The organism is Streptococcus oralis, assembly GCF_003943385.1.
Classification (GTDB): Bacteria; Bacillota; Bacilli; order Lactobacillales; family Streptococcaceae; genus Streptococcus; species Streptococcus oralis_CA.
In genome coordinates, this window is sequence record NZ_RJPI01000004.1 from 121,557 (window position 1) to 148,118 (window position 26,562).

Annotated in this window: 28 protein-coding genes; 2 read left to right on the forward strand and 26 right to left on the reverse strand. The window is 42.4% G+C overall.

Translation table 11 applies throughout. The features are described 5' to 3' along the window. Positions 1-19 precede the first annotated feature (19 nt). The 17 genes from rpsL to D8803_RS04630 all read right to left on the reverse strand — a co-directional run bounded on the left by rpsL (position 20) and on the right by D8803_RS04630 (position 13,560). Positions 20-433, reverse strand: coding sequence for a 30S ribosomal protein S12 (rpsL, locus tag D8803_RS04545; protein ID WP_001142332.1), 414 nt, complete (start codon positions 431-433; stop codon positions 20-22). Between the two features lie 317 nt (positions 434-750). Beyond that, positions 751-1,350, reverse strand: a complete 600-nt coding sequence (locus D8803_RS04555) for a response regulator transcription factor (protein ID WP_131200390.1) — start codon at positions 1,348-1,350, stop codon at positions 751-753. Between the two features lies 1 nt (position 1,351). Then, entirely contained in the window at positions 1,352-2,449 is a 1,098-nt protein-coding gene (locus D8803_RS04560; RefSeq protein ID WP_131200391.1) for a sensor histidine kinase, read from the reverse strand. A gap of 4 nt (positions 2,450-2,453) precedes the next feature. Further along, on the reverse strand, positions 2,454-3,188 hold the full coding sequence (locus D8803_RS04565; protein ID WP_131200392.1) for an ABC transporter permease: 735 nt from the start codon (positions 3,186-3,188) through the stop codon (positions 2,454-2,456). A gap of 12 nt (positions 3,189-3,200) precedes the next feature. Continuing rightward, the gene (locus D8803_RS04570) at positions 3,201-4,076 is read right to left on the reverse strand and encodes an ABC transporter ATP-binding protein (protein ID WP_131200393.1); all 876 of its coding nucleotides are present in this window, start codon (positions 4,074-4,076) and stop codon (positions 3,201-3,203) included. Continuing rightward, entirely contained in the window at positions 4,063-4,257 is a 195-nt protein-coding gene (locus D8803_RS04575) for a hypothetical protein (RefSeq protein WP_000709165.1), read from the reverse strand. The genes D8803_RS04570 and D8803_RS04575 overlap by 14 nt, the downstream gene beginning before the upstream one ends. Beyond that, the gene (locus tag D8803_RS04580; protein ID WP_000390701.1) at positions 4,254-4,460 is read right to left on the reverse strand and encodes a hypothetical protein; all 207 of its coding nucleotides are present in this window, start codon (positions 4,458-4,460) and stop codon (positions 4,254-4,256) included. Before D8803_RS04580 ends, D8803_RS04575 begins: the two co-directional genes overlap by 4 nt. Positions 4,461-4,715: 255 nt before the next feature. Beyond that, a complete protein-coding gene (locus tag D8803_RS04585; RefSeq protein ID WP_131200394.1) occupies positions 4,716-5,267 on the reverse strand; it encodes an SP0191 family lipoprotein in 552 nt (183 codons plus the stop codon). Positions 5,268-5,274: 7 nt separating this feature from the next. Beyond that, positions 5,275-6,942: a DAK2 domain-containing protein gene (locus tag D8803_RS04590; protein ID WP_131200395.1), complete on the reverse strand. Its 1,668-nt coding sequence runs from the start codon at positions 6,940-6,942 to the stop codon at positions 5,275-5,277. Positions 6,943-6,944: 2 nt separating this feature from the next. Continuing rightward, positions 6,945-7,310 carry an Asp23/Gls24 family envelope stress response protein gene (locus D8803_RS04595; protein ID WP_000216441.1) on the reverse strand — a complete coding sequence of 122 codons (366 nt, stop codon included), beginning with the start codon at positions 7,308-7,310 and terminating at the stop codon, positions 6,945-6,947. Between the two features lie 152 nt (positions 7,311-7,462). Further along, positions 7,463-7,651, reverse strand: a complete 189-nt coding sequence (gene rpmB, locus D8803_RS04600; RefSeq protein ID WP_001140948.1) for a 50S ribosomal protein L28 — start codon at positions 7,649-7,651, stop codon at positions 7,463-7,465. Between the two features lie 104 nt (positions 7,652-7,755). After that, positions 7,756-8,430, reverse strand: coding sequence for a LiaF transmembrane domain-containing protein (locus D8803_RS04605; protein ID WP_009729740.1), 675 nt, complete (start codon positions 8,428-8,430; stop codon positions 7,756-7,758). Positions 8,431-8,435: 5 nt separating this feature from the next. After that, positions 8,436-8,882, reverse strand: a complete 447-nt coding sequence (locus tag D8803_RS04610; RefSeq protein WP_000776591.1) for a LytTR family DNA-binding domain-containing protein — start codon at positions 8,880-8,882, stop codon at positions 8,436-8,438. Positions 8,883-8,995: 113 nt separating this feature from the next. Next, on the reverse strand, positions 8,996-9,499 hold the full coding sequence (locus D8803_RS04615) for a phosphatase PAP2 family protein (protein ID WP_131200396.1): 504 nt from the start codon (positions 9,497-9,499) through the stop codon (positions 8,996-8,998). 96 nt (positions 9,500-9,595) lie between these two features. Beyond that, positions 9,596-11,356: an ABC transporter ATP-binding protein gene (locus D8803_RS04620; protein ID WP_131200397.1), complete on the reverse strand. Its 1,761-nt coding sequence runs from the start codon at positions 11,354-11,356 to the stop codon at positions 9,596-9,598. Beyond that, positions 11,346-13,115, reverse strand: a complete 1,770-nt coding sequence (locus tag D8803_RS04625; RefSeq protein WP_131200398.1) for an ABC transporter ATP-binding protein — start codon at positions 13,113-13,115, stop codon at positions 11,346-11,348. The genes D8803_RS04620 and D8803_RS04625 overlap by 11 nt, the downstream gene beginning before the upstream one ends. Next, positions 13,099-13,560, reverse strand: coding sequence for a MarR family winged helix-turn-helix transcriptional regulator (locus D8803_RS04630; RefSeq protein ID WP_061417706.1), 462 nt, complete (start codon positions 13,558-13,560; stop codon positions 13,099-13,101). Before D8803_RS04630 ends, D8803_RS04625 begins: the two co-directional genes overlap by 17 nt. Positions 13,561-13,752: 192 nt before the next feature. Between D8803_RS04630 and D8803_RS04635 the strand changes: the two genes are divergently transcribed. Further along, positions 13,753-14,451: a CD20-like domain-containing protein gene (locus tag D8803_RS04635; RefSeq protein ID WP_038804170.1), complete on the forward strand. Its 699-nt coding sequence runs from the start codon at positions 13,753-13,755 to the stop codon at positions 14,449-14,451. Between the two features lie 47 nt (positions 14,452-14,498). Here the strand turns inward: D8803_RS04635 and D8803_RS04640 are convergent, their stop codons facing one another. Together D8803_RS04640 and D8803_RS04645 are read right to left on the reverse strand one after the other, a co-directional pair. Continuing rightward, on the reverse strand, positions 14,499-15,215 hold the full coding sequence (locus tag D8803_RS04640) for a YebC/PmpR family DNA-binding transcriptional regulator (protein ID WP_000532894.1): 717 nt from the start codon (positions 15,213-15,215) through the stop codon (positions 14,499-14,501). Between the two features lie 96 nt (positions 15,216-15,311). After that, positions 15,312-16,682 (reverse strand): MATE family efflux transporter, encoded by a 1,371-nt coding sequence (locus tag D8803_RS04645; protein ID WP_131200399.1) that lies wholly within the window; start codon positions 16,680-16,682, stop codon positions 15,312-15,314. A gap of 109 nt (positions 16,683-16,791) precedes the next feature. Between D8803_RS04645 and D8803_RS04650 the strand changes: the two genes are divergently transcribed. Next, positions 16,792-17,346 (forward strand): GNAT family N-acetyltransferase, encoded by a 555-nt coding sequence (locus D8803_RS04650; RefSeq protein WP_131200400.1) that lies wholly within the window; start codon positions 16,792-16,794, stop codon positions 17,344-17,346. Positions 17,347-17,402: 56 nt separating this feature from the next. On the opposite strand, the gene recA is transcribed toward D8803_RS04650, so the two are convergent. From recA to rpoC, 7 genes are all read right to left on the reverse strand, one after another. Continuing rightward, positions 17,403-18,551, reverse strand: coding sequence for a recombinase RecA (gene recA, locus D8803_RS04655; RefSeq protein ID WP_131200401.1), 1,149 nt, complete (start codon positions 18,549-18,551; stop codon positions 17,403-17,405). A gap of 54 nt (positions 18,552-18,605) precedes the next feature. Further along, complete coding sequence (locus tag D8803_RS04660) at positions 18,606-19,862, reverse strand: competence/damage-inducible protein A (RefSeq protein ID WP_131200402.1); 1,257 nt, start codon at positions 19,860-19,862, stop codon at positions 18,606-18,608. Between the two features lie 72 nt (positions 19,863-19,934). Beyond that, complete coding sequence (brpA, locus tag D8803_RS04665; RefSeq protein ID WP_131200403.1) at positions 19,935-20,969, reverse strand: biofilm formation/cell division transcriptional regulator BrpA; 1,035 nt, start codon at positions 20,967-20,969, stop codon at positions 19,935-19,937. 4 nt (positions 20,970-20,973) lie between these two features. Further along, positions 20,974-21,495, reverse strand: a complete 522-nt coding sequence (locus D8803_RS04670) for a GNAT family N-acetyltransferase (RefSeq protein WP_084975911.1) — start codon at positions 21,493-21,495, stop codon at positions 20,974-20,976. After that, positions 21,485-21,928, reverse strand: coding sequence for a tRNA (adenosine(37)-N6)-threonylcarbamoyltransferase complex ATPase subunit type 1 TsaE (gene tsaE, locus D8803_RS04675; protein WP_131200404.1), 444 nt, complete (start codon positions 21,926-21,928; stop codon positions 21,485-21,487). The genes D8803_RS04670 and tsaE overlap by 11 nt, the downstream gene beginning before the upstream one ends. Positions 21,929-22,031: 103 nt before the next feature. Beyond that, complete coding sequence (locus D8803_RS04680) at positions 22,032-22,655, reverse strand: hypothetical protein (protein WP_131200405.1); 624 nt, start codon at positions 22,653-22,655, stop codon at positions 22,032-22,034. A gap of 204 nt (positions 22,656-22,859) precedes the next feature. Then, positions 22,860-26,525 carry a DNA-directed RNA polymerase subunit beta' gene (rpoC, locus tag D8803_RS04685; protein WP_190316796.1) on the reverse strand — a complete coding sequence of 1,222 codons (3,666 nt, stop codon included), beginning with the start codon at positions 26,523-26,525 and terminating at the stop codon, positions 22,860-22,862. Between the last annotated feature and the right edge of the window lie 37 nt (positions 26,526-26,562).

Sequence of the window (26,562 nt, forward strand, 5' to 3'; positions counted from 1 at the left end):
TTCTCTTTATCCCCTTTCCTTATGCTTTTGGACGTTTAGTACCGTATTTAGAACGGCCTTGTTTACGATCGTTAACACCTGCAGTATCAAGTGCACCACGGACGATATGGTAACGTACCCCTGGAAGGTCTTTTACACGTCCACCACGAAGAAGCACCACGCTGTGTTCTTGCAAGTTGTGTCCGATACCTGGGATGTAGGCAGTAACTTCGATAAGGTTGCTCAAACGTACACGAGCGAATTTACGAAGGGCAGAGTTAGGTTTTTTAGGTGTCATTGTTCCCACACGAGTTGCAACACCACGTTTTTGTGGTGAAGAAACGTTCGTTTGAACTTTTTTATGACTGTTGTAACCAACGTTCAAAGCTGGTGATTTAGATTTTTCTACTTTTGATTTACGCGGTTTGCGAACCAATTGGTTAATTGTAGGCATCTACATTCTCCTGTGTTTTTTTATTTTTGGTGATGATACACTTGGTGACAGCTACCATCTGTGTGTACTTTTGCAACATTTGTCAGCACGTCCCTGTACACTTTTGAGAGACCAAAAGTAAAAAGTACCGTCTATTATTGTAACACAATTTTTCCTTCATTGTCAAGATATTTTTCATTTTTATTCTGATCTTTTAACTCTTTGACACTAGCTTTCACCGCTTTTCTAAACAAAAAAAGGAGGCAATCTGCCTCCTACATTCTAGTATGGATTTCCTTCAATTTAGTAATCATTTGAGTTGTTTTTTATCTTTCTTATCAAAGCCAACCAGATTCTTTTGCGATGTTGGCTGCCTCTGTTCGATTACCAGCATCTAGTTTCGAAAGAATATTGGTGACATAGTTTCGGACGGTTCCGTTTGATAGATAGAGTTGGTCTGCGATTTCTTGGTTAGACAAGCCCTGAGCGATTCCCTTTAAAACAGCGATTTCTTGTTCTGTTAACGGATTGGGGTGAGTCATGACTACTTCCATCAATTCAGGCGAATATTCCTTGCGCCCTTCGAGAACAGTGTGCAAGGTTTGCATGAGGTCTGCAATGCTTCTTTCTTTCAAGACATATGCATCCACTCCAGCCTTAATCGCGCGTTCAAAATAGCCAGGACGCTTGAAGGTTGTCACCACAACCACCTTTGTTTCTGGCTTTTCTGCTCGTATCCACTCCAAGACTTCGAGGCCAGTCTTAACAGGCATTTCTACGTCAAGAATGGCGATATCTACGGACTCCTTTTCTAAGAGTTGGATTGCTTCTTGCCCATTCTTGGCTTGTAGGACAGTCTCTACATCTGGTTGAAAGGTAAGCAACTGGCACATAGCATCTCGCAACATACTTTGATCTTCTGCAACAAGTAGTTTCATCTTAGTTTCTCTCCTTATAAGGTAATCGAATCTGCACTTCAGTCGGCTGCTTCTGACTGATCACCTTTACTTCTCCCGAAAATGGGAGGACACGGTCTCGAACGGTATGAAGTTCATCCCCTTTTAGAGAAACAAAGCCACAGCCATCATCTCTCACTGTTAGAATGAGTTCTTTCTCTGTTCGTTCTAATTTCAAGTAAGCTTTCGATGCTTTGGCATGTTTGATGATGTTGGTCACTAACTCAAGTAAAATCATGGAGGCCGTTGATTCTAATTCCTGAGTTAGGCTAGCTGTATCTAGTTGGTGATTGATTTCCGTTTCAATTCCTGCAATTTCTAGCATTTTTTTAACAGTCGCAAATTCGGAAGCAAGGGTTCTTGTTTTAAGATTTTCGATAATTGTACGAACTTCATTCATGGATTCTTTACTGATCTGATGAATTTCTTTTAATTCTTTTTCCACTTGAGGATAGGCCTGCATTTGAAGAAGTTGGAGGGCAAGATCCGTCTTCACACTCAGCATGGCAAAGGTATGGCCTAAACTGTCATGGAGATCCTGGCCGATACGACTGCGTTCATTTTCAGCCAAGAAAAGATTAAGCTTAGCATTTTGCTTTCTCTTTTCTTCTTTTATTTCCTCTGATACTCGAATTCGGTAGAGACCAAAGGTAAAAGCATCAGAAAAGACAAAGGTCAGCAAGAAAAAGAGCAGTTGCCAGGGACTAACATGATTGACCATATAAATCCCGGTTAAAATCAAGGGTTGCAAGACAACAAAACTGACAAAACGCCAAGAGTGAAGAGAAATCTCATCCAGCTCATAAATGAGGAGGTTAGATAAATAAAAGATAAACCATGTGAAACCCGAATTCAGCCAAATCGATGTATAAAAAATGTAGGCAATCATGACCCACCAAGCCAGCCACTGCACAGTACGGTTTTGACTTAATAAAATCGAATAAAAGGCTAAGACAAATAATAATGTCCAGAACAAGGTTAAAAGCGGGTACTCTCCACTGATGACACCCGCTATAGGAAAGATGATAAACACTAATGAAATATGAAACATATAATGAGTGTTTTTTAATTTTTCCAACATAGATTTATTTTACCTCGATCCGTTTTTTCAGTTGGATTACCAATACACCAAAGAAAACTGTATAACCTAGTACAACCAAGGCAGCAAGAATGTTAAACTCGTGGTGTTCCAAATAAGCAGAGACGACCTGCATAAGTTGGTAGGTTGGAGTCAGTTTTCCAATGGATTGGAGCCATTCTGGGAAGGAACTCAAGGGGAACCAGAGTCCACCGAGGACAGCCAAAGCAATATAGGCAATATTTCCAATAACCGTCATCAATTGAGCACTTGGAAGCAAGCTCACCAAGACACCCATGCTGATAAAGACCACACTTCCGACCAGCAAAATAGCACCGATTACCAACCAGTCAAGCCAAGGCAGAGTCACTCCACGGACAAAATGACCAACTGAAAAGACAACTATAATTGATAGAAGGAAAGTTAGTAGAGTACTAAACAGTTTTGATACATAATATTCTACCATAGATACAGGAGAATGTTGAATCAATTTTTGCCAGTTGTTTGTCTTGTCAGATTCGAGTGTGCTAGGAATGCTGAAAAAGGCACTCGACATGATACTAAAGAGCGTCATGGCAAAAAGGTAGGCTTGAAGAACAATTTCGGGAATATCTGACCCTGACATCATACCAGAAAATATAAGGTAAAACACACTTGGAAGTCCGATGGATAGCAAGTAGTAGACTGCTTGCCGTTTCATCAGAATGATTTCCACTTTCATGAGACTTGTCATATTTTTCATCGTCAATCTCCTTTAGTCTTGAGTCGTTTCGAAAATACTGTCTAAGAGAGTTCGATTCCGAACTTCAATTTCTTCGATCGTGCAGCCCTGTTCTTGCAAGGCTTCCCATACTTGGCTGGCTTCTTTGGTTGTGAAGGAAAGAGCATTTTGCTTGATTTCAATCTCTTGAACCTGGTCCAAAGTTCTGATAAATTCCTGATAAGTTAGAGGTACCGTAAAATGTTTTTCTTGTTCTTCACCACGCATGGCATAAGGCGTCGTATCGCGAATCAATTCTCCCTTGTGGAGAACCAAAATGCGGTCAGCCGTATGCTCTACCTCTTCGATATAGTGGGAAGAATAGACAATGGTGACACCATTTTTCTTTAACTGATTGACAATTTCCCAAAAATGCTGACGTGTCGAGGTATCCATTGCAGCAGTTGGCTCGTCTAAGAATAGAATTTTCGGACGACCTATTAAAGCCAACACGAAAGAGAACAAACGTTTTTGCCCACCAGACAACTTGCCCGCTAGCTGATTTTTCTGCTTGTCTGAGAATCTAAGCAAGTCATCAATTTCTTTGTCTGAAAGGCTGTCGGGATAAAGTGACTTGAAAAATGATAGAAGTTCTTTTACTTTCAAGCTTTGAACAACTGCATTTTCTTGAGGCAAGACAGAAATAAGCTGTTTTAATCGAGGATCTGTTGGTGCAAACCCTTGAATGGCTATCTGACCTGAGCTTATGAACTTATCGCCCAAGAGGCAATCAATCAAGGTTGTCTTCCCTGCTCCGTTAGGCCCGATCAAGGCGACACATTCACCATCATTGATTTCAAAGGAGATGTTCCGCAAGATCTCCTTGTCTTTTATTTTCTTACTCAATTTCTCAACTTTAATCACAGTCATGAGATTCTCCTTTCAACCACTTCATTCCCATAGGGAAAACAACGAAAATCATAAATCCAAAACCCCAAGCACCACGAATGAATTGGCGAAGCAAGGTTTGGTCAAACCAACCAGTAAACATTTCCACTAACCATACCAAGAGTGACAGGCCGATAAAGAAATAGATGATTGCTTTTTTCATTCCTCAAACTCCTTTTTCACATCTCTGACTAATTTCAAACCTTCTCTGACAAGCCAAGACATCATTCCAAAGCCAGCAAAGAGCTCCCAAGGAAAATGATAGAAACCCTCGTCCAATCCTGAAAACATGAGATAGGTCATAACTCCTGCTGCTACTAAACTCACTGCGACAATCATTTTATTTTTCATTTCTTCTTCCTCCATTTCATACTTCAATTATAGTCCTTTGAAGTTGACGGAGCTAGATGCTTCTGTCACCAGGAAATATGACAAATGTCATAAAAAGAGGCGGTGGGATAGATATCCCTATACCAAGCATCAATTTCCTAGTCCCTAGGTCCCGTGAATAAGATTAGAAACCGTTTGAAGTCTAAAAAAGCCTGATCTTCGTTCGTTGCTCGTACAAAGGATTCTTACAAATAAAAAGAGGGCAGGATTTTTCGTCCTAGCCTCTTTCGTTTATTCTTCTTTGAATCCTTGTAATTTTAAACCAGCAATCAGAGCGTTTGGCTTCTTAAAGTCTTCTATACTATCCTCAAGTGGTTCAAAGAAATAAGTCTTTTTAACTCTATCCATATCTGCTTTTTCAAGGTCAAGATCGATAACTATTCTCACCTTCTTATTATCGGCGATAAAATATTCAACCTTAACACCAGGTTCGTCCTTGATTTCAATATACTCTGGAGAGCTTTCCACAGCTTCGCGAAAGACTGCTTGAAATTCTTCTGGAGTAATTTCTGCAGGAATCTCCTCTCCCATTTCTCCCAACATATCCATCTTGTATCGTTTTACAACATCTGTATAAACAAAAGTCATGGTTACATCAAGTTCGTTCATCTTCCCTTTAAGGACTTTGGTTGTTTCCTTGATTTCTTCTTTTACCTGACTGGCCTGACTAGATGAATCAACCGAACTTGCTGAACTACTTGACTCTGTTGTTGCGGTGTTGGTTTGACCACAGCCATCAAGAGCAAGTAATGCTACAAAAATCAATCCTAAAACTTTTTTCATAAATCTCCTATTCCACACTGAAAAGATATGGATATACGGGTTGTTGACCTTGGTGAATCTCTACTTCAACATCTTCGAATTCTTCTGCGATTTCTTGGGCAATTTCATTGGCAAGTTCTTCGCTTCCGTCTTCACCGACATAGAAAGTCACGATTTCACTATCTTCGTTCAACATGTGTTTCAAAGTTTCAGTCAAGGTTTGGTGCATGTCAGGGTTTGACACAAGGATTTTGCCGTCTACCATACCAAGATTGTCATTTTCATGAATTTCTAAACCATCGATAGTCGTGTCACGAACAGCTGTTGTTACACTACCGCTGATGACATCGCCAAGAGCTGCAGTCATGCGTTCTTTGTTTTCTTCGATAGACTTGCTTGGATCAAAAGCAAGAAGGCTAGTCAAGCCTTGAGGAAGGGTACGAGCTTCTACAACAACAGCAGGTTGTTCAAGCACTTCAGCCGCAGACTGAGCTGCCATAAAGATATTTTTGTTGTTCGGCAAGAAGATGATGTTGCGAGCATTGACCTGTTCAACAGCCTTGATAAAGTCTTCTGTTGAAGGGTTCATCGTCTGACCACCTTCGATAACATAATCCACACCTTGGGCACGGAAGATATCTGCTAAACCTTGACCAGCTACTACTGCGATAAGGGCATATTCCTTCTCTTCAGCTGGCTTGCTGACTTGTGCTGCTTCTTTTTCAACTTGTGCTTCGTGTTGGTTGCGCATGTTGTCCACTTTAACCTTGACCAAGCTACCATATTTAAGCCCTTCTTGCATAACAAGACCTGGATCTTCTGTATGGACGTGAACTTTGACAATCTCATCATCGTTGACAACAAGGAGCGAGTCCCCAAGGTCATTCAAGTAGTTACGAAATTCATCATAGTCAAAGTCCTTAGAATAAGTTGGACCTTGTTTGAGGGCTACCATGATCTCCGTACAGTAACCGAAGGTAATATCCTCAGTCGCTACATGTCCAGCAACTGACTTGTGGTGTTCAGCATTGATCATTTCACTCATGTTGGCAGGGGTCGCTACAAAGTCTTCTGAAGCACTGTATTCACCAGTGAGTGCTGAAAGGAAACCTTCATAGATGAATACCAAACCTTGACCACCAGAATCCACGACACCAACCTCTTTCAAGACTGGGAGCATTTCTGGTGTCTTAGCTAGAGCTCTCTTAGCACCTTCTAAGGCTGCACGCATGACCTCAACAGCATCATCTGTCTCCTCGGCTTTTTTCTTAGCCCCAATGGCAGCACCACGAGAAACTGTCAAAATAGTTCCCTCAACTGGTTTCATAACTGCTTTATAAGCTACTTCGACACCAGATTGGAAAGCAAGAGCCAAGTCTTGACCTGTTAATTCGTCTTTTTCCTTAATAGCTTGGGAAAATCCACGGAAGAGCTGCGAAGTGATAACCCCTGAGTTTCCACGCGCACCCATCAAGAGCCCCTTAGCAAGAATGCTCGCCACTTCTCCAACTGTAGAAGCTGGCTTGTCTGCTACTTCTTTAGCACCATTTTCGATGGTCATTCCCATGTTTGTCCCAGTATCTCCATCTGGAACTGGAAAGACGTTTAATGAATTGACATATTCAGCTTGCTTATTCAAACGAGTTGATGCAGCCTGCACCATCTCTTGAAATAAGCTGGTAGTAATTTTTGACACGATTATTCTCCTACAACTTTGATATTTTGAATGTAGACATTCACAGTCTGAGCAGTGATTCCTAGTTGGTTTTCCAAACTAAAACGAACACGCTCTTGGATGTTTTTTGAGACTTCACTAATCTTTGTTCCGTAGCTCAAGACGGTATAAACATCAACTGCAATGCTGCCATCTTCGGCTGCCTTCACGACAACACCTTTTGCATAATTTTCCTTACCAAGGAGGGCTTGGAAATTATCTTTGAGGGTATTTTTGCTAGCCATACCGACCACACCAAAAATCTCAGTTGCTGCACCACCTACAACGGTTGCAATCACTTCATCTGTTAGTTCGATTTGACCATCTTTTGTATTAATTTTTACAGTCATTTTTTTTACCTCAACTAGTTGATACTCTATTTTATCATATTTCATTCCAAGTGTAAAAGCAGAATGCTGTATCGGCAGATATTTACTCTATTTTTCAAATGGTTTTATCTATAGAGCAAAAGAAAAAGACCAGTTAGGTCTTTTCATTTTTATTAAACGCGTTCAACTTTACCTGATTTCAAAGCACGAGCTGAAGCCCAAACTTTTTTAGGTTTACCATCGATAAGAACAGTAACTTTTTGAAGGTTTGGTTTTACGGCACGTTTTGTTTGGTTCATCGCGTGTGAACGGTTGTTTCCTGATACAGTCTTACGACCTGTAAAGTAACATACTTTAGCCATTGTGTTTTCCTCCTATTAGATCTAATATAGCGGATGTGCTAGCACCACATACCGTACTATGTTATCACACTTTCTTGAATTTATCAAGGGCCTAAACTATTTTTTTATTTAACGTAAACAACTCCAAGTTTACCAAAAGCGACTTCCCCACGGATAATCAAGGTTTTGTTTGTTGGCGCTACAGGAGCATCTGCCTTAGCTGCACCAAAGGAGGTTTCTACTTTCAGATCGACACGCCAGTGTTGTGGAACATAGACGGTTGCATTCCCGAAGGCCACTTCAATATTTAAAGTTGCAAAATCACCTAGCATCTCTGCATTATCATAGTAGATTTTAGCATCCCCAAAAGCGACTTCCACTTGGTCATCTACGAGATCTTGATCTTGCTTATAGAAGGTCCCGCTACCAAAAGCGACTTCCTTATCCGTGACGACTGTTTTTTTCCCATTGTACCACCATTTTTTTTCATTCCAGAACTTACTTGAATGCGTCAGATAACCAACACCTAGCACTGCTAATATACTAGCCCAAAACAAAGACTGGTTTGGAATAGGAAAAATGTTATAAAAATGATTCGCAATCATTAAGGCTACTAGAGCAGTAAAAACTGCTGATGTTAGATGACGACGAAGCAAAGCTTCAACTGATTGGTAAGCAAAAAAGGCGATACCAATCAAAGGCCATATTTTACCATCCAAAGAAGGAATTCCAAAATTCCCTTGCAGCAAGATCCAAGCTGCTAAAACCAATAAAACAATACCAAATGCTTTCTTTTTCATGTTTTTTACCTCATGTTTCTTAGATTTTCTTTTAGGAGGGATTGGTAATGTCGTGAGACATGAACCTCCTTGTGCGTCTGATAAAAGGAAATGGTGCCCGTTCCTGAAAAGGACTTGTCCACTGAGTAAATCTGACGGATGTTTGCGATCGTTGACTTGGACACTCGACTAAAATAGCGAGGCAAGATGGACTCCAACTCATAAAGTTTGAGACGAACTTCATAGGCTTCCTTCTGGTTATGAGCATAAATCTTGCTCCCTTCTGTTTCAAAGAAGAGAATTTCTGACAGGTCTAGATAATATTCACCTGTCCCCTTGTAAAAAGTCAACCTCGGAGCCTTTGACTCTTGCAAAAGTCGTTGCAAATCTGCAATTTCATCTGTCAAAGTGGGGGTCTTGATGACAATTTCAGTCTCCTCTAAATTGCCGTCAATCTCAATTCGTAACTTCATCACATCTCCTTTCTGACTCTACTATATCAAAGCTAAGATAGGAAAACAAGAGCAAAAAAGCAAGTGGTCAATCTGAGCCTGTAAGTGGTTGTAGGACTAGCTTAACTTACATATCAGAATAGGAAGAAAAGAAACCCCCACACCAGACCACAAGCATAGCCAACCAAGACATCCTTGGGATAATGAACACCTCCTAAAACCCTCACCAATCCCAGCAAAGCTGAAAAGATCAAGCATACCAATCCAACAGGTAGACTAGCATGCAGACAGACCATAGAGATGATAGTTGCTGAAAAGACATGACGACTGGGCATAGACTGCCCCGAACTATCCTTGTCAAGCAAGGGACTGATATCCCAAGTTTCGTAGGGGCGTGGGTGATTGATTTTCTTACGAAACAGGGACAAGGTCACAAAACCTGATGCAGGAATAAGCACATAAACCCCAACTTGCTGACCAAGTCCTAGTTGCAGGTAAGTGGTGGCTAGCAAGATCAGATAGACCATGGGCATGGCGACTGTCATCAAGCGATTAAAACTGCGTAACAGAAATAAAAGGGTGGGATGGCTAGTTAGTTTGGAGCTAAGGTTGCTATACCATTCTTGATAATTTTTCATGTATTCTTCTCATTATCACTTTATTTTTACCTCTAGGTGAGGCGCTTGTCTTCTAGTATAGTGCAGAAAAAGAAGGCCGTCAAGCCTTCTTTTGGTTTATTCTTCTGCATCATCTTCTGTAAATTGACTATTATAGAGATCCGCATAGAAACCACCTTGAGCCATGAGTTCTTCATGATTGCCTTGTTCGATGATATTTCCATCTTTCATGACAAGAATCAAGTCGGCATTACGAATAGTTGACAAGCGGTGGGCGATGACAAAGGAAGTTCTACCCTCCATCAAACGGTCCATGGCTTTTTGGATCAATTCCTCTGTACGTGTGTCTACCGAGGATGTCGCTTCATCCAAAATCAAGAGAGGAGCATCCTTTAGAAGGGCACGAGCAATGGTCAAGAGCTGTTTTTGTCCAACAGACAAGGTCACGGTGTCATCCAAAACAGTGTCGTAACCATCTGGCAAGGTCATGATAAAGTGGTGGATTCCCACAGCCTTGCTGGCTTCCATCATTCGTTCATCACTGATGTCTGTCTGATTATAGATCAGGTTCTCTCGAATCGTTCCTTCAAAGAGCCAAGTGTCCTGCAAGACCATTGAGAAGGCATCGTGCACTTCTGAACGCTTCATAGCCTTGGTATCCACACCATCAATGCAAATACTCCCCTTATCAATCTCATAGAATTTCATCAAAAGATTGACAATGGTTGTCTTACCAGCCCCAGTCGGTCCAACGATAGCAACCTTCTGACCTGCATGAGCTGTCGCAGAAAAGTCATGGATGATGGTGCGCTCTGGTGTATAGCCAAAGGACACATGATCAAAGACTACTTTCCCTTTCATATTGCTCAATTGTCTTTCCTTATGAGATTCATCTTGCATCTCTGCTTCAGCCAAAAATTCTAATACACGAGTCATGGCTGCACTCGCTTGTTGCAAGCTCGTAATCCCTTGGGCAATCTGTGAGAGAGGTTGAGAGAAGGTCCGTACGTAAACCATAAAGGCTACAATAATCCCTATTGTGATATGCCCTTCTAACGCCAGCGCGGCACCAACGATGATGACTAAGACATAACTAAAGTTCCCAACAAAGAACATGGCTGGCATCATGATACCAGAGATAAACTGAGATTTCCAGATACTGTCATGCAAGTCCTGGTTTAAACCTGCGAATCTTGCTTTGGAGGTGTCCACTGCGTTGTAGCTGGTCACTACATTATGGCCAGAGTACATTTCTTCTACGTAACCATTGACGGCCGCTAGATTATCTTGTTGGGCTTTAAAGTAACCTTGCGACTTAGCCATGATTACGGAAACTGCAACAAAGCCAACAAGAGTGGAAACAACCGTTACTAGCGCCAAAATCCAGTTCATCCCAAACATGGTCACCAAGACAGCAATCAACAAGAAACTAGCTGAAAGAACTGTCCCTAGACTTTGGTTGAGAGATTGCGCTGCTGTATCCACATCATTGGTCACGCGCGAAAGGGTATCTCCTTGTGAACGACGGTCAAAGTAGCCAAGTGGTAAACGATTGATTTTTTCAGCGATTGCTGTCCGCAAGCGTTTTGAAAAATACTGAATGCTCGTTGAAAAGATATAGGCCTGTGTATAGTTAAGGATGGCGCCAAATACATAGAGAATCACTAAAAGGCTAGCAATACTTGAAACAGCCTCTAAATCAATTCCTGTCATCAAGCCATCTGAAATCAAGTTAGTAATTTCTTTAATCTTAGTTGGACCATAAACGGTAATGATGCTTGAAATGACCGCTGCCACAACTGCTATTAGGAGAGGGAGTTGGAGGCCTGCCATATAAGGTTTGCACTGTTTCCAGACCGAAACTTTTTTATTTTCCATGTTCCAATTCCTCCTTCGATAGTTGTGAGTAGGCAATTTCTTGGTAGACTTCGTTGGTAGCTAGAAGTTCCTTGTGGGTGCCTTGTCCCACGACTTTACCTTGATCCAATACTAAGATCAGGTCAGCATCCATAATGGTAGAAATGCGCTGCGCTACGATGAGCTTGGTCATGGATTTTGTTTTCTCAGCTAACTCTTGGCGCAGGATACGATCTGTCTTGTAGTCCAAGGCTGAGAAAGAGTCATCAAAAATGAGGATTTCTGGCTTCCGAGCCAAGGCACGCGCAATGGCCAAACGCTGTCTTTGACCTCCTGAGAAGTTGGTTCCGCCTTGAGCCACTTCTGATGCAAGACCTGCTTCCTTGTCCTCGATAAAGCTTTTAGACTGGGCCAATTCCAAGGCTTGCCACATAGCAGCCTCACTTAGAGGAGTTTCGTTGCTCCGACCAAAATCTAAGTTCCCCTTGACATCTCCAGAAAAGAGGACTGCTTTTTGAGGAATATAGCCGACCTTATTGCGCAAATCTTCCAAGTCATAATCTTGCACATTAACTCCGTCCACTAGGATTTCTCCATCAGAAACGTCGTAAAAACGAGGCAAGAGGTTGACTAGCGTGGACTTACCTGATCCAGTCGATCCGATGAAAGCCACGGTTTGACCCGCTTCTGCTTTGAAAGTGACATGTTCCACGACTGCTTCAGAGTTTTTAGAGTAGCGGAAAGTCACATCACGGAATTCCACTTGTCCTTGAACTGAAGGATCCGCTGTCTGTGCATGACTAGGATTTTCAATAGAAGAATGCAGATCCAATACTTGATTGATACGTCCTGCCGAAACCAAGGTACGAGGAAGAACGATAAAGAGTGCTCCCATGAGAAGGAAGCCCATCACGACCTGCATAGCATAGGACATGAAGACCACCATATCACTAAAGAGTGGTAGACGTTCTGTCAAACTTGCGTCGTTGATGATATAGGCACCAATCCAGTAAATGGCTAAACTTAGTCCACTTGAAATCGCCATCATAATAGGATTCATAATCGCCATCAATCGATTGACAAAGAGGTTGAGACGTGTTACCTCGTCGTTGGCTGCTTCAAATTTTTCATCTTGGTAATCCTCGGCGTTATAAGCACGAACAACTCGAATCCCAGTCAAACTTTCACGAGTGATGCTATTGAGTTTATCTGTCAATTTTTGAATGACAGATTGTTTTGGAAAGGCCAGAGTCATGAGAACAGTGGTCATCAAGACATTCACAATAACAGCCACAACGACCGCCCAGAGCCAGTATTCCGACTTGCCAAGGATTTTCCCAATAGCCCAGATAGCCATAATTGGTCCACGAGTAACCACTTGCAAGCCCATGGTAAAGAGCATCTGAATCTGCGTGATATCATTGGTCGTCCGAGTCAAGAGACTTGGGATTGAAAAACGTTTGATCTCTGTCTGCGAAAAATCTAAAACACGATGAAATACGTCTCTACGTAGATGGGTTGTAGAGGATGCTGCAACACGAGCGGCAAAGAAACCAACCATAACAGATGAAAAGAAAGCCAATAAAGACAAACCAATCATCTTCGCAGCTGGTGACCAGAGTTCACCCAACTGCGTTCCAGACGTTCCCAGTAATTCTGTAATTTGCGAAATATAGGTCGGCACTTCTAACTCGAGATAGACCGAGAAACAAGTGAAAAGAATCGTAAGGACAATCATCCCCCACTCTTTTCCTGTAATACGTTTAGCGAGTTTCTTCATCTTCTCCTCCTATCTTCTCAACATTTTTTTGCAACTGACCGAGAACTTTTTCAAATATTGCCAAGTCTGACTTTGAAACACCCTCTAGCAGAATCTGATCGATCCGATCAAAAAATTCCTTAACTTTTTGCATCTGCGAACGCGATTTCTCCGTCAGGCGAACAAATTTTGCCCGCTTATCGCTCGGGCTCGCCTCTAACTCAACCAAACCATTTTGTACCATGCGCTTGACTAGATTACTCGCAACAGATTTGGTAATATTGAGTTCCTGCTCGATATCTTTAATCAAGACCAGATTTTTAGACTGTTCTTGAAAATCTAAAAATCGCAGAACCTGCCCTTGCGGTCCACCCATAAATTCAATGCCACATCGCTTGGCTTCTTTCTGTACCATCAGATGAACCTGGTGTCCAAAACGTTTAAACATTAACATCGGCTTGTCCATGATTGCTCCTTTCTTATCCTTTAAATAGTTCTCACAAGAACTATTTAAGTTTCCATGAGAACTATTTTATCACTTTCAGAAGAGATGTCAAGAAAAAAGTTTCCTAGAGAACTATTTTGGCACAAATTGACATTATGCAATATTTTTTCTATAATAAGCACTAACTACCATGGATAGAAATCCATTCACTCGATGAAGGGAGAAAACTTTCAAATGAAACCAGAAGAACAAAAAGTTTTAGGAATTTTAGCAACTATTTTTGGAGCTATCGCACTTTTAGGGTCTTGGATTCCGTTTATTAACTATCTATCGTTTTTCATCGCTATTGTCGCTTTGATCTTGGGCATTATCGGCCTTATCGTCAACCTTAAAAAACGGAAAACGATGGCCATTATCGGAACATCCCTAGCAATTGCTTCTGTTGTACTTTTCTTTACGACCCAGATACTGTACGCTAATGTCTACAAAGAGTTTGCCAGGGAGTTTAACCGTTCCTATAGGGAGGCAAGTTCCTCAATGGAACGCGAAGAAGAAAGCGACTTGACAGATGATAGCGCCTATTCCATCCCTGAAGAGGAAGAAGACGATACCTTCACCTGGACCCAAGAACAGTTCGACGCCTTAATCGAAGGTGACCTTGACAATAAAGGAAAAGGTGGTACCAACTACAAGGATATTATCAAAAAACACGGACTACCAAATTCCGAATTTGATTCAATCATTGAGGGCTACGACACCAAGAAAATTACCTATATTGGCATTAATGATAGAATCAAAACCGTTACTCTAACCTTTGTAAAACAGGATAATGGTCAACTCTTACTCGTTCATAAAATAGCTGTAGGCCTAGGAGAAAGCCAGCAGCAAAGAGATTCTGGAACCAGAATCTAATCTCAAATATAAAAAGCGAACAGCTAGCAAGTCTGTTCGCTTTTCTATTAGAATCCATCTACGTTGGTATAGATCTTCTGTACGTCTTCGTCGTCTTCAAGGACGCTGTAAAGTTTTTCAAAGGTTTCAAGGTCTTCGCCTGACAATTCCACTTCAGACTGAGGAATCATTTCCAATTCAGTCACTTGGAATTCTTCGATGCCAGACTCACGAAGGGCAACGATAGCCTTGTGAAGGTCTGTTGGAGCTGTATAAACCGTGATTGTTCCTTCTTCTGCTTCTACATCATCCACATCCACATCTGCTTCGAGCAATTGCTCAAAGACTGCATCAGCGTCCTCACCCGCAAATACGATCACACCCTTGTTATCAAAGAGGTATGAAACTGAACCTGAAGCACCCATGTTTCCGCCATTTTTACCAAAAGCTGCACGGACATTTGCTGCGGTACGGTTGACGTTAGAAGTCAAAGTATCAACGATCAGCATAGAACCATTTGGTCCAAAACCTTCGTAACGTCCTTCTGTAAAGGTTTCGTCTGTGTTTCCTTTGGCTTTATCAATCGCTTTATCGATAACGTGTTTTGGCACTTGGGCTTGTTTAGCACGGTCGATAACGAATTTCAAAGCAGTGTTTGATTCTGGGTCTGGATCACCTTTTTTAGCTGCTACATAGATTTCTACACCAAATTTTGCATATACTTTAGAGTTAGCTCCATCTTTAGCCGTTTTCTTGGCTACGATATTGGCCCATTTACGTCCCATTAGGAATCTCCTTTTTTCACATTTTAATCTTTCTTATTATAACACAAGTTTTTTCGATTTTCACTAGAGGAAATGGATTTTGTTCAGCAAATCGAGCTATGATGACACTTTTGTTGCCAAGATAGCCTTGCCTTCTTTTATCAAGGGATGACGGAATAGTGAGAAGTACAGTTGAATGGTCATGGCAACCCAGATAAGGGGTTCGCAAAGGATAACTCCCCTATACCCTGCCCAAGGGATAATCAAGACCACAAAAACGATTTTCCCGATTAGTTCTATAAAACTGGAAACAAGTGGTAAGATTTTCTGCCCCAATCCCTGCAAGCAATTCCGATAAATCAGCAAAAGGCTCAAAATCGGATAAAAGACTGAACTGATTTGCAGGTAAAGACTACCATTTTCTACCAAGTAAGTATCTGTCGAACTGGCCAAGAAGGAAACCAAGCTAGGACTGGCAAAAAAGAGGAAAATACAAACAAAACCTGCCCAGGACATGCTCAAACGACTACCGATTCGAAGTCCTTGAACAATGCGGTCTGGTCGCTTAGCCCCGAGATTCTGAGAAGCAAAGGTTGTCATGGCAGAAGAAATAGCCGTCATCGGAAGCAGAGCAAAGGCCATAATGCGTCTAGCCGCTGTCTGGGCGCTAATAATCACAGCACCAAAGGTATTGACAGAGGATTGTAAAATCACACTACCGATAGACACAATCGAACTCATCAACCCCATAGCCAAACCTTGCTCCAAGAGATCCGCATACAAGGCCTTGTCCCATTTAAAATGCTTAAGTTGAGGGAGCAGTTCTGGAACGCTCTTGCGAATATAATAAAAGCAGAGAACCGCTGACAAGCCTTGCGAAATGATGGTAGCAAGCCCCGCAGATTGAACTCCCAGATGCAGTTGCGTAATGAAATACAAATCCAGAACCACATTGACTAAGGCAGAGAAAATCAGAAAGCCAAGAGCTGCTAGACTATCACCAATGGACCGCAACAAGCCTGCAAAGAGATTATAAGCAAAGCTGACACCTACACAAGTCACAATCATAGAAATATATTGGTAGGATTGAGGAAGGATTTCTGCAGGAGTATCTAAATATTGCAGGAGTGGATACAGACCGACAAAGCCCATCAGCATGACCAAAATACTGAGAAGCCCTCCTAAAATCCAGGTTGCTGCTACTGCTTCTTTAATTTTAGTGAAATTACGAGCTCCATAATAGCGGGCAATGACGATCCCCATGCCATTTCCAACACCTAGAGTAAAGCCTATAATCAAGTCAAAAATGGCCGTTGTCGCCCCTACTGCAGCTAAGGAATCTTGACCAAGAAAACGCCCAACAATCAAGACGTCAGCTGTATTATAGAGTTGCTGAAAAATATTTGACAGCAAGATTGGAAAGGCAAAGCTTAACAGCGCAGGAAGAATAGGACCATGTATCAGGTCCACGGATCGTTTCTTATTCATAAAGCTATTATATCAGCTTTCTAGAGGAGCGACAAGGATTGCTTGGCTTTCTTAAAATCAATTGCTTACAGAGAAACAATTTGCTATAATCAAGAAAAGGAGGTCACTTATGAGTTTGACCAGTCAATTAATAACCGATGTGTTTCCAGATCTTGATAAGGTTGAAAAGCTAAACAAGGAAGCTTTCCCCGAGGAAGAACGAGTCCCTCTGTCAGAGTTCTTACGCTATCAGGACCGAGATGACGCGCACTTTTTTGCCTTTTATAACGAAGAAGAGTTTGTTGGCTTTGCCTTCTCCATCTCCAATCAAAAAGCCTTCTATATCAGCTTTTTTGCCATCATGCCTCACTTGAGGAGCCATGGGTACGGAAAGGAAATCATCGAAAAGCTGACAGATTTTTACCAGCGAACCATGTTGCTAGAAGTCGAGCGCTTGGATGAAGAATGCGATAACTTGGAGCAGAGAAAGGCCCGCATGGACTTCTATCGCCAAAATGGCTTTAAAACAGCCAACGCTTTTCTAGAGTACGATGATCTGAGTTTTGAAATCCTCTATCGTGGCGACCATTTTGACGAAGAAGCCTATCGCGACATCTTCCAAAAGTTACAGGATGAACATTATTTTGACTTTCACATCGAATACCGTCGTTTTAGTGATCATTAGTTCTTTCATCTGAAATAAACATAAAAAGTAGCAGTTCCTATCTGCTACTTTTTATGTTATTCTTCAATTTCGATTTCAAGTCCATCGCCTAGGTCAAGTGTTACTTCTTGGTTAGGTGCTAGATCTTCTGCGACAGAAGTAGGAGTTGTCCCTTCTTCATCTTCAATCAAGCCATATTGAACACGAACTTGATGGTCAATCTCATCAAAGACTTCTGGGTGATCTGCCAAGTATTTCTTAGCATTTTCAGATCCTTGCCCGATTTTTTCACCCTTGTAAGAGTACCAAGCTCCTGCTTTTTGGATGATATCGAGATCACTTGCGATCTTCAAGAGTTCACCGGTCTTAGAAATCCCTTCTCCGTACATAATTTCAACAAAGGCTTCCTTAAACGGTGGAGCCACCTTGTTTTTCACGACCTTGATCTTGGTTTCCTTACCGACATTGGTATCTTTTTGGTCACCAGTTCCCTTGATTTGTGTGCTTCCACGAACATCCAAACGGACTGAAGCGTAGAATTTCAGAGCACGTCCACCAGGAGTTGTTTCTGGGTTTCCAAACATGACTCCAACTTTTTCACGCAACTGGTTGATAAAAATGGCAATTGTTTTGGTTTTATTGATAGAAGCTCCGAGTTTACGCATGGCCTGGCTCATCATACGAGCCTGCAAACCAACGTGGCTATCTCCAATATCCCCATCAATTTCCGCACGAGGTACAAGGGCTGCAACTGAGTCGATAACGACGAGGTCAACTGCACCTGAGTCAATCAATTTTCCTGCAATTTCAAGACCTTGCTCCCCTGAATCTGGTTGTGACAAGAGCAATTCGTCAATGTTCACACCAAGGGCTGCAGCATAGGCTGGGTCAAGAGCATGTTCCGCATCGATAAAGGCTGCAATACCGCCTTCTTTTTGCGCCTGCGCCACCGCATGAAGGGCAACCGTTGTCTTACCAGAAGACTCTGGTCCATAGATTTCGATGATACGTCCTTTAGGATAACCACCTGAACCAAGAGCAATATCCAGAGCCAACGACCCTGAACTCATCACTTGCACTTTTTGCTCCGCACGTTCACCCAAACGCATGATTGAGCCTTTACCAAAGTCTTTCTCAATCAATTTCAGAGCATCGTTCAAGGCTTTTTCACGATCAGCTCCGAATTTTTTTGAAATTTCATCTAATTTTTTTGGTTTTTTCGCCATTCTTTTCTCCTGTATTCTAATAGTCCTAAGACCTGTCTACTATTATATCAAAAGTTAGTCACTTAATAAAGCCTTGCGAACTAGGTTAAAGGCATGCATGACCGCAATCTGACGAACATCTACTCGGCTCCGTCCTGCGATATTGGCCTTGATAACTTCTGTTCCTTTTGCATGTGCCAATCCAATAAAGACTGTCCCAGCTGGATGCCCCTCTAGGCTATCTGGCCCAGCCACACCCGTCAAACTGACTCCATAATCAGACTGAGTCTTTAGCCGTGCCTGCTCTGCCATCTTTTGAGCCGTAAACTCTGAAACGACCCCGTGTTCTTTTAGCTCTTGCTCGGCAATTTCCAGCATCTTGGACTTTTCTTCTAGACTGTAAGTGACAAACCCTCCATTAAAGATTGCTGAAACGCCTGAAAAGTTTGCTAATGTCGCTTGAAAGAGGCCTGCCGTCAAGCTTTCTGCCGCAGTAATGCTTTTCTGTCTCTTCTTTAGTTCTTCTACAACGACACTTGCTAGGCTGGTTTCTTCCCCATATCCATAACAGATGTCTCGTAGAGAAATTCCCTCGAAAGTCTGACGATCCAAGATTTGATTCTCTAGGATATCCAGTGCTTGATCAGCCTTTTCTTGACTGACTGCTTTTGTAGACAAACGCAAGGTCACTTCTCCCGTTTTGGCATACGGAGCCAAGGTCGGGTCGGTTTGATTATCAATCAAATCCGCTAAAATGGTCACCAACTGACTTTCACCAATCCCAAAGAAACGGAGCACTCGTGAGTATAACTTGGTACCAGTCATCAACTTGGGCAAAAGTTGATTTAAGACCATAGGTTTCAACTCGCTTGGAGGTCCTGGAAGGACTACGTAAGTCACGCCATCTACTTCCGATACCCCTCCTACCGCTAAGCCTGTCTCATTTGGCAGTGGAGTCGCCCCTTCTACAATTTGGGCTTGGCGCTCATTATTAGGTGTCCGAGCATAGTCTGGCCTTTGAGCAAAAAAGACATCCAGTTTCTCTTGCGCTTGAGGGTCAAACACTAAGTTTTTTCCCAAAAATTTTGCCAGAGTTTGTTTGGTTAAATCATCCTCAGTTGGCCCTAAGCCCCCTGTCAAAATGACTAGACTACTACGCGAACTCGCAATCTCTAGCAAGGACATGAGACGCGCTTCATTATCTCCCACAGCTGTTTGGAAGTAGACATCTACTCCAATTTCTGCTAGCTTTTCTGATAAAAACTGGGCGTTGGTATTGACGATCTGCCCTGTTAAAATTTCCGTTCCTACAGCAATGATTTCTGCTTTCATCTTTCCTCCTACCTATCTATTCGAATTTTTTTGAAAAAATCGCAGGAAAGTCCCACGATTTGATTCTTTGTTTTATTCTATCTCTTCGTTTGAAGCATTTGTGGAAGGTGCTGTTCGACCATAAAGATTTTCATACAGAACAGCGTTGGTCTCCAACTCTGCTACGTCCTCTCTCCCTAGGGAACGACGCAAAAGATTTTGCATTTCCAGCATATGCTCTCTCGTTACGATTTGGTAAGAGATTCCTTGCAACTCAGCATCTTCACCACGAAGTTGATGTGTTTCGATGTTTTTAAAGGAATCTTGGTAACCAAGTAGTTGTGGGATACTGGAGGCAGACAAATCAACATTTGTCTGCATATTATCACTAAGCGCTTTTAAGATAGCTTGATAATGACTGATACTATTGAGGCTCAAGACCTTTTCCATAATCTTTTGAATGACTTCACGTTGACGTTTTTGACGACCATAGTCTCCCTCAGGATCCTGATAACGCATCCGTGAATAGACCAGAGCTTCCTCACCATTCAAAGTTTGCTCACCGACTCCAATCGAGATTTTATTAAATTCTTCCTGATCAGCAATCGAAATTGGAAAACCGAGTGTGTTGTTGACTGTGATGCCCCCAACTGCATCAACTAGCTGTTGGAGTCCTTGCATGTTGACCATCACATAGCGATCGATATGGATGTTCATCATTTTTTGAATGGTTGAAATAGCCAACTCTGCACCACCATTTGCATAAGCTGCATTGAGTTTTGCCTCCTGAATTTGGCCATTTCCAAGATCAATCTTGGTCAAAATATCCCGCTCTAAGCTCATCATGGTTGTTTTCTTGGTTTTTGGATTGACTGTCAAAAGAATCATGGAGTCACTATTCCCCGCCCAAGGGTCTGTCCGTTCTACATTTCCCGTATCCACCCCCATCAAGAGAATGGTCAAAGGCTCAGTTGCCTCGATAACGTTGGTTTCTTCACCAATTTTCTTATAAGTTTTTTTACTTAAGGTTTCAGTTCCTTGATAATAAATAGTATAGGCATAAGCACCCACACCTAAAGCCGTTACTGCTAGAAAAGCTAGTAGCATTCCGATTATTTTTTTTACCATCTTATCACTTATCTATCAGTCTACCCATCAGGCAAACGTCTAAAAATTTCCCTTCTTCTAAATAGGCTCCTCTTTCTTGTAAGCCTTCTGTAACAAATCCAAATTTTGAATAGAGGTGGATAGCTGCCTCGTTGCGCTTTTGTACACTGAGCTGCAAACGACGCAGAACTCCACTGGTTTTAGCCCACTCAATTCCCTCTTCAAGGAGTATGCTTCCTAAGCCATGATTCCAAAACTTCCTTTGGATGACCAAAAAGATATCCCCGATGTGACGAATCCGTATACGTTGCTCTGCCGTGATGTTCAAAACACCTGCAATTTCATCATTCAGGAGGGCTAGGAGAGTGATTTGGTTATCTGAAGTCGCTTGCTTTTCAATAAAAAGCGCCATTTCAGATTCTGTCATCAGGATACCATTTTCATCCAGACTGGTGAAATCTGTCTCCTGTCCAACTAAATCCAAAAATGCAACCAAAGCAGCTGCATCATGAGCTTCAGCCTCACGAATACAAAGTTCATACTCCATTTTGAAGCTCCTTGATGAGTTGTTCAGCCCGAGAACCATGAGCTGTAAATTGAAGGCAACGACCATCGGCTTCTTTCAAAATTTCCAACTCCAAGTAAGAATCTGGTAAATCCTCACCCAAAAGATGTCCCCACTCGATAACGGTCACACCACCACCAAAGAGAAACTCATCCAAGTCAATCGAATCAGCATCCCCCTCAATCCGATAGACATCCAAGTGATAGAGCGGAAGGCGACCCTCATACTCTCTCACGATAGTGTAAGTTGGACTTTTGATCATCTGACGAATACCCAATCCCTTGGCAAGACCCTTGGTAAAGGTTGTTTTACCAGCGCCCAGTTCTCCAGACAGGATCAAAACATCGTTTTTTTGGAGCAAGGTTCCTAGGCGTTCTCCCAGATTGATCAGCTCTTCTTCATTTTTTGTGTACATACTACTATTATACCAAAAAGTTTTCTTTTATGTAAATTTTCTTTACAAACTTACTATAACAACTTTGGTAAAATAAGGGATTTTTATTGATAGAAAAGTGTTTTTAAAAAAATATACACATGGCGCTGACAAGTAAAATATCTCGGATTACATGCCCGTAAAAGGAAAATTCTCTTCTCATAGATTTTGGAAATAAAAACCGAGCAAAAATGAAGCCTAAACCAACATAAAAAAAAATGGATAAAACTGTCATTGGATTTCTTAAGAACAGCAAGGTTGCGAGAACTGTCAGGATAACTGTTTTTTTCTTATTGAGAGTGGTTCCCAAATCTCGGCTGTATTTTTCAAACGGTAAAAAGACAAGTAAATCAATACCAAACAAGAAAAAGAAGGAGGGCAAGAAAAGATCTACCAGCTCTTGCTGAAAAGCTGTCTGTGTTAAAATAGTCTCCGACAACACCAGACAGACACCTACTAGGTTTAAAACCAACAAGGTACTATAAAATAGTTTCACTTTTTTCTGACTATTTATAATGCTATGGACATCCTGATCTTGGGTATAAAAGAAATTCATCCCCGCGCACAGACCTGATGCCAATACGATAAACACTAGAAAATAGGCGCTTGATTGCTTTAAGGTTAAGACGGATCCCTTCCACAGTAAACAGCTACTCAGACTAATCTGGATCAAAGCTAATAACAATAAGATGCGAATTGATTTTATCATTTTCAGTTCTCCCTTCGTATACATGATTATACTCTGCGAGAAAGATAAAATCCCTCCCCTCTTCTCAAGTGTCCTGTTTTAACGCTCAACTGACAAAAATGAAAAATAGTTGAAGCGATTTGAGAGATATTGCGTCGTGCTCACTTAACCCCAATAGGCAGAAGTGTAAAACAAAAGAGAACCCGAAGGTTCTCTCGTTTGCTTTTATTCTACTGTTTCTTCAACTTGGATTTCCACAGTTTCGTCTACTGGAGCATTTTCTGTCTCTTCTTGTTCTGGAGCCAAATACGCTGCTTCATTGATAGCCTGTGGTTCAAGGTTACGGTAGCGAGCCATACCAGTACCTGCTGGGATGATCTTACCGATGATAACATTTTCTTTAAGTCCAAGGAGATGGTCTTTCTTACCACGGATAGCCGCATCTGTAAGGACACGAGTTGTTTCCTGGAAGGAAGCCGCTGACAAGAAACTATTTGTTTCAAGTGAGGCTTTGGTGATTCCCATAAGAACTGGGCGACCTGTCGCTGGAACTCCACCTGCGATAAGGACATCCTTGTTGGCATCTGTAAAGTCATTGATATCCATGAGAGTACCCATGAGAAGGTCTGTGTCACCTGGATCCATGACACGAACTTTACGGATCATTTGACGAACCATTACCTCGATGTGTTTGTCACCGATTTCTACCCCTTGGCTACGGTAAACTTTTTGTACTTCACCGAGGAGGTAGGTTTCAACTGACAAGACATCACGAACAGCAAGGAGACGTTTTGGTTGGATAGAACCTTCTGTAAGAGCTGCACCGCGAGAGACTTGGTCTCCAACTTCGACACGCATACGTGCTGTAAATGGAACCACGTATTCACCTTCGCCAGTTTCACCCTTAACAAAGACTTTCTTGGTACGAGTTGAAGCGTCTTCTTCGATAGCTGTAACTTGTCCCTTGACCTCTGTAATAACCGCTTCCCCTTTTGGATTGCGGGCTTCAAAGATTTCTTGGACACGAGGAAGACCTTGAGTGATATCGGTATTTGAGGCAACCCCACCCGTGTGGAAGGTACGCATTGTAAGCTGTGTACCAGGTTCCCCGATAGATTGGGCAGCGATTGTACCAACTGCTTCACCAACTTCAACCGCATCACCAGTCGCCAAGTTGATACCGTAACAGTGACGGCAGACACCATGACGAGTGTTACATGTAAATACGGAACGGATAGTCACTTCTTCCACACCAGCATTAACAATTTCACGCGCCTTGTCTTCTGTAATCAACTCATTTGGACCGATGATAACCGCACCAGTTTCTGGATGTTTAACAGTTTTCTTAGTGTAACGACCATTGAGACGCTCTTCGAGAGACTCGATCATCTCTTTTCCTTCTGCGATAGAGCGGATCAAGAGACCACGGTCTGTTCCACAGTCGTCCTCACGGATGATAACGTCTTGGGCCACGTCAACCAAACGACGAGTCAAGTAACCTGAGTCGGCTGTCTTAAGGGCCGTATCGGTCATACCCTTACGGGCTCCGTGAGTTGAGAAGAACATTTCGAGTACTGACAAACCTTCGCGGAAGTTTGAAAGGATTGGCAATTCCATGATACGTCCGTTCGGAGCGGCCATCAGACCACGCATACCGGCAAGCTGTGAGAAGTTTGAGATGTTACCACGGGCTCCAGAGTCCATCATCATAACGATTGGATTCTTAGGATCTTGGTTGGCAACCAAACGTTTCTCCAATTTTTCACGGGCTGCACGCCATTCAGCTGTAACAGCGTTGTAGCGCTCGTCGTCTGTGATCATACCACGACGGAATTGTTTGGTAATTTGTTCTACACGTTTGTGTGATTCTTCGATGATTTCAGCCTTGTCATCAACGACTGGGATATCGGCGATACCTACTGTCAAACCTGCAAGAGTTGAGTGGTGGTAACCGAGGTTCTTCATGCGGTCAAGTAGGGCAGAAGTTTCTGTCGTACGGAAACGTTTGAAGATTTCAGCGATGATATTTCCAAGGTTTTTCTTCTTGAATGGAGGGTTGAGTTCAAGGTTGCGAATGGCTTCCTTGATATCTCCACCTAGTGGCAAGAAGTATTTAGCTGGAACGCCTTCTGTTAAGTTAGCATTTGTTGGTTCTTGCAGGTAAGGTAGACCTTCTGGCATGATATCGTTGAAGAGGATTTTACCAACTGTTGTCAGCAAGACCTTGTGTTTTTGCTCTTCAGTCCAAGGTTTGTTGAGGCTGTCAGTTGCAATACCAACACGTGAGTGGAGGTGAACATAACCATTACGGTAAGCCATAACAGCTTCGTCACGGTCTTTGAAGACCATTCCTTCACCTTCACGACCAGCTTCTTCCATGGTCAAGTAGTAGTTACCCAAAACCATGTCCTGAGATGGAGTAACAACTGGTTTACCATCTTTCGGATTCAAGATGTGCTCAGCAGCCAACATCAAGATACGAGCTTCTGCTTGGGCTTCTTCTGAAAGCGGTACGTGGATAGCCATTTGGTCCCCGTCAAAGTCAGCATTGTAGGCTTCACAGACAAGCGGGTGCAAGCGAAGGGCCTTACCATCAATCAAGACTGGCTCGAAGGCTTGGATACCCAAACGGTGAAGGGTCGGTGCGCGGTTCAAAAGCACTGGGTGTTCTTTGATTACTTCTTCGAGAATATCCCAGATACGCTCATCTCCGCGTTCTACCAAGCGCTTAGCTGCTTTCACGTTTTGCACGATGTCGCGGGCAACGATTTCACGCATCACAAATGGTTTAAAGAGCTCGATAGCCATTTCACGTGGCACACCACATTGGTACATCTTAAGAGTTGGACCAACGGCAATAACGGAACGTCCTGAGAAGTCAACACGTTTACCGAGCAAGTTTTGACGGAAGCGTCCTTGTTTCCCTTTAAGCATGTGGCTCAATGATTTCAGTGGACGGCTACCTGGTCCTGTGATCGGACGACCACGACGACCGTTGTCAATCAAAGCGTCAACTGCTTCTTGAAGCATACGCTTCTCATTTTGAACGATGATACCTGGTGCATTCAACTCAAGCAAACGAGCCAAGCGGTTGTTACGGTTGATAACACGGCGGTAAAGGTCGTTCAAGTCAGATGAGGCAAAACGGCCACCATCCAACTGCAACATTGGACGAAGATCTGGTGGAATAACCGGAAGGATGTTGAGAATCATCCATTCAGGTTTGTTTCCAGACTTGTAAAAGGCATCCAAAACATCCAAACGACGGATGGCTTTGACACGTTTTTGTCCAGTAGCTGTTTTCAACTCTTCTTTGAGTTCAGCAATTTCTTTTTCAAGATCTACTTGTTTCAAGAGGTCTTGGATAGCTTCGGCACCCATCTTGGCAACGAATGATCCATAACCATACTCACGCAAGCGCTCACGGTATTCACGCTCTGTCATGATAGACTTGTGCTCAAGTGGTGTATCCTTAGGATCAATCACCACATAAGCTGCAAAGTAGATAACTTCCTCGAGGGCGCGAGGACTCATATCAAGGGTCAAGCCCATACGGCTTGGAATTCCCTTGAAGTACCAGATGTGAGACACAGGAGCTTTCAACTCGATGTGCCCCATACGCTCACGACGAACTTTCGTACGCGTTACTTCAACCCCACAGCGGTCACAAACAATCCCTCTATAACGAATGCGTTTGTACTTCCCACAAGCACATTCCCAGTCTTTTGTAGGACCAAAGATGACTTCGTCAAAGAGTCCTTCACGTTCTGGTTTCAAGGTACGGTAATTGATTGTTTCAGGTTTTTTGACTTCTCCATAAGACCATGAACGGACTTTACTTGGAGAAGCTAGGGTGATTTGCATACTTTTAAAACGATTTACATCAACCACTATTTCTTCCCTTTCTATTTTAAGTGAACTGCTTATT